The following is a 268-nucleotide window of genomic DNA, read 5'->3' as shown; positions in this document are numbered from 1 at the left end:
GCTTGTAGCTCAGGTGGTTAGAGCGCACCCCTGATAAGGGTGAGGTCGGTGGTTCAAGTCCACTCAGGCCTACCAAATTCGCCTCCGTGCTGTGTTACGGCGATGCTCGCATACTTCAGTATGCTTCGCACCACCGCGCCTTGCCCGGAAACGAATTAGGGTACAGAGATTAGCATTTACGATGGGGTTATAGCTCAGCTGGGAGAGCGCCTGCCTTGCACGCAGGAGGTCTGCGGTTCGATCCCGCATAGCTCCACCATCTTTACTG

General features: G+C 56.0%; 1 tRNA gene. It reads left to right on the top strand.

From position 1 onward, the window contains the following. The first annotated feature begins 183 nt into the window (after nt 1-183). Nucleotides 184-259: transfer RNA gene (locus OGV57_RS00025), tRNA-Ala, on the top strand. The last annotated feature ends 9 nt before the right edge of the window (nt 260-268 follow it).

It is taken from the genome of Citrobacter sp. Cf087 (assembly GCF_030334285.1).
Lineage (GTDB): Bacteria > Pseudomonadota > Gammaproteobacteria > Enterobacterales > Enterobacteriaceae > Citrobacter > Citrobacter freundii.
The sequence above is the reverse complement of the archived record's forward strand: the minus strand, read 5'-3'. Positions and strand labels throughout refer to the sequence as shown.